Consider the following 2939-nt stretch of genomic DNA (forward strand, 5'->3'; position numbering starts at 1 on the left):
AGATGTTTTGTTTCTGGATTGTATGTGTAACCGAACGGAGCTCGTCCTGCAACCCATTTCCCTTCCATAGCAGCGTTATATCTTCCTCCGTTCAAACGTTCTCTAGCAGTCTCATATTCTTCACGAGACATGAATAACTCAAAGCGTATTTGTCTTAGATCAGTTGGATTACTAGGATCATATATTTTCCAAGGGGTAACTATCATTAATCGTTTATCCTGGATTAAATCATAAATGATTCCCATATCTGTGTACGATCCACGACCTAACCGAGATATTTCTTTAACAGCAATTGCATCATATTTCCCATTTTTAATTTCTTTAATGATTTGTTGGAATACCGGACGTGATGAAATTTTATCACCGGATCCAATCTCTGGTTCTTGATCATAAGGAACACCATAGTCAGCTAAAACTCTATCCATTAGTTTCTTTTGTGCGTGTAATGTATCTTCGCCAGTCTTTCTTTCTTGTTCCTCATCCTTACGAGAACGGCGCAGATAATTAATTATATTCTTTATTCCGTACTCTTCAGCAATGTTAGTAGCCATAACTTTCTCCTTTTGGTTAATGTTTTTGGTTTATGTGCATGTTCTAAATATACCAAATAATTAACAAAAAAGGAATAAAATAAAAATAAAATTTTTCCAAATTAAGTTGCTCCGTTCCTTGAAATAGGTGATAAATTTATATTATCGAAAAAATATGAAGCGATAACCAAAACATAAGATGTCCTCTACGTAGGGTACAGGTGAGCTGTCCTCTACGTAGGGTATAGCACTGTCCTCTACGTAGGGTACGGTGCTGTCCTCTACGTAGGGTATAGTAAAAATTTTTCCTTCATATAATGTCAAAACGCTAAAGAAAATATTAAAGAAAAATATAAAGAAATATGTTGTAAGTAATTAATCATTGAATTAAAACTTCCGGTATTGGATAATTAAACCAACATATAATTTAATATGGGGGTTGGATTATGAAGAAAGCATTTATATTTCTTATATTGTTATTGTTCTTAGCAGCTTGTAGTAGTGCAAATGCTTATCATGAAACAATAAGGGAATCATTTGCAGAAGATACGGAAGTAATTAGAGATTTAGTTGTAGGAGCAAGTGAAGAAGGAAGAGATTTCACAGAAGAAGAACAGGATAAACTAGATAGTTATATTTCTAAGTACGAGAATAATCTTGATTCAAAAGATGAATCTCATGCATTTATTATGACCTATAATCTTGTGGAAGAACATTCACCAAGTTTGTTACCAAGTGACTTAGAAAAAATCGAATCTTACGGAGTTAATATACAAGCGACATTAGAAGGTGGATTCGAAAAATACAAAGAGATTAATAGTGAAGATAATTAAAGACATCTCAAAATGAGGTGTCTTTTTAATTTAGGAGGTAGATCATGCAGTTTACAATAACTAGATGTGACAAGTGCGACGGCTTATTATTTCCTAAGCAGCTAAAAGTACAAGATGATTTGTATAAACCTGGTATTGAAATAAGGAACTGGCGTTGTCCTCTTTGCAACCATAGGCATGTCATAATGGTATTAGATAAGAAATCGAAACGAATGATGCTAGAAAACAAAAAAGATAGTGAAAGAATTGCAGGAGTTAATAAACGATCTCAAGCACTACGGGAATCTAATCAATTAACAAAAGAAAAAGCTTTATTATTTGTTGATAAGGTTGAAAAGATAAAGAAACGAATTGACCAAAGAACTAAAATGATTGATGAACATTCTAAAAAATTGATAGCAAAGCATGAGGCATCTATTTATTAGGTGTCTTTTTATTTTGCATAAAAGGAGATGGATTGAAATGAGTGAAGCATTCTTTTCAAAAGAGGCTATTGAGTATTTAAAAGAGAAGTATCCGCATATTACTGAATCAATGTTTAATGGTTTATTAAATCAATTTGGTTTAGTAGAAGTACAAGTAACTACATCGGTTGGTGAATATGATAGAAGCATTTCATCGGATCATAAATTGATAATGCCTGCAGAAATTTCAAATGCTTTAGGTATTGATTGTGAAATAGTAATGCCAGATATCAATGCTTTATACCATAAACCGGTAGACGATGTAAGTTTAGTTGATGCTTTAACGTATGCATACCAAACATTGCACAAGCAAGGGAAGTCATTATTAACAATTGAATTAGAAGACGAAACATCGGTACCTAAAGTTATATACAAAGGTGAGGAAGTTACAAAGAAAGTACACGTTGGTTTAGATTGGGAAACTAGCACAGAGTCTTTTGCTGGAGGATTAACTTACTCTATAGAGCATTTTGAATTTGATGAAATGGGATATCCAATAATGAATAGAATTGAACGCAGGATAAAAGGCCATGCCACTAATTGAATACAGAACAAAAGAACAACAAAAGAAGTTCTATCGTTCTTCTGAATGGATAGCAACCAGGCAAAGAATATTAGAACGTGATAACTACGAATGCCAGGAGTGTAAGAGACAGGGCAGAGTGTATACGGATAAACATGATCCAGATAAACACAAGCGGTTAGATGTGGATCACATTAAAGAGCTAGAAGATTATCCGGAGCTTGCACTTGATGATGATAATCTAGAGACTCTTTGTGTTCGGTGCCACAATAAGAAACATAATCGTTTCAAACATCAATACAAGAAACCTAAGTGGAATGATGAATGGTGGTGAAAATATGATAACAGTAACTATGCCGATTAAAGAATATGAACAAATGAAAAGAGAAATTGAAAGATTAAAGGCTGAAAGTATTTATAATTTTTCTGAGAGAGAATACAGTGATCTTGAAAGAAATGAATACAAAGTCACTATAGATGTAAGTTCAATTATGAATACTATAAATGAAAAAGGGCATAAACCAGTAGTATTTAAAACAATATAGTCCCCCCGCCCAAAAGTTTTGGGATTTTTTAATCCCTAGGGGAA

The 2939-nt window shown here is 33.2% G+C and carries 6 protein-coding genes; 5 read left to right on the top strand and 1 reads right to left on the bottom strand.

Features of this window, described 5'->3' with window-relative positions; all coding sequences use genetic code 11:
* A partial coding sequence (locus C3938_RS00410; protein ID WP_158681496.1) for a recombinase family protein occupies positions 1-551 on the bottom strand: 551 nt, incomplete at its 3' end.
* Positions 552-976: 425 nt separating this feature from the next.
* Here C3938_RS00410 and C3938_RS17700 point away from each other — a divergent pair.
* The 5 genes from C3938_RS17700 to C3938_RS17715 are packed head-to-tail and all read left to right on the top strand — an operon-like array spanning position 977 to position 2895.
* Positions 977-1363, top strand: coding sequence for a hypothetical protein (locus C3938_RS17700; protein WP_158681497.1), 387 nt, complete (start codon positions 977-979; stop codon positions 1361-1363).
* Between the two features lie 44 nt (positions 1364-1407).
* Positions 1408-1788, top strand: coding sequence for a hypothetical protein (locus C3938_RS17705; protein WP_158681498.1), 381 nt, complete (start codon positions 1408-1410; stop codon positions 1786-1788).
* A 37-nt stretch (positions 1789-1825) separates the two neighbouring features.
* Positions 1826-2371, top strand: coding sequence for a hypothetical protein (locus C3938_RS17710; protein WP_158681499.1), 546 nt, complete (start codon positions 1826-1828; stop codon positions 2369-2371).
* Positions 2358-2684: an HNH endonuclease gene (locus C3938_RS00415; RefSeq protein ID WP_105101336.1), complete on the top strand. Its 327-nt coding sequence runs from the start codon at positions 2358-2360 to the stop codon at positions 2682-2684. The genes C3938_RS17710 and C3938_RS00415 overlap by 14 nt, the downstream gene beginning before the upstream one ends.
* Positions 2668-2895, top strand: a complete 228-nt coding sequence (locus C3938_RS17715; RefSeq protein ID WP_158681500.1) for a hypothetical protein — start codon at positions 2668-2670, stop codon at positions 2893-2895. Before C3938_RS00415 ends, C3938_RS17715 begins: the two co-directional genes overlap by 17 nt.
* Positions 2896-2939 lie beyond the last annotated feature (44 nt).

Source organism: Microbulbifer pacificus, from assembly GCF_002959965.1.
Classification (GTDB): Bacteria; Pseudomonadota; Gammaproteobacteria; order Pseudomonadales; family Cellvibrionaceae; genus Microbulbifer; species Microbulbifer pacificus_A.